This is a genomic window from Acinetobacter sp. WCHAc060033 (assembly GCF_004209125.1).
GTDB classification, from domain to species: Bacteria; Pseudomonadota; Gammaproteobacteria; order Pseudomonadales; family Moraxellaceae; genus Acinetobacter; species Acinetobacter wuhouensis.
The window spans coordinates 1-325 of sequence record NZ_SGSW01000209.1 but is presented as its reverse complement, the minus strand read 5'-3'; the positions used below and the strand labels follow the sequence as shown (position 1 = coordinate 325).

The following is a 325-nucleotide window of genomic DNA, read 5'->3' as shown; positions in this document are numbered from 1 at the left end:
TTGCAGATGCGACAGATGCGACAGATGCGATCAACAAAGGTCAAGTTGACACGATCAAAACAGATCTAGAAAGCCAAATTGCGCAAGCAGGACAAGACGGTAAAAATGCGACCAACAACGTAGGCAATAGCACCGCAGCGGCATTAGGAGGCGGAGCAACTTACGACTCAGTGACAGGAAACATCAGCACACCAGCATATACGGTGAACAACCAGACAGTAAGTGGAGTAGAAGGCGCGATCAGTGCGTTGGATGCAGGTTGGAACCTAGAAAGCAATGGTACAGGCAGTGCAGCGATCAAAGCTGGCGATACAGTTGACATCGG

At 49.8% G+C, this 325-nt stretch carries 1 pseudogene; it reads left to right on the top strand.

From position 1 onward, the window contains the following. Positions 1–325: pseudogene (locus EXE10_RS21680) on the top strand (hypothetical protein); the annotation flags it as partial.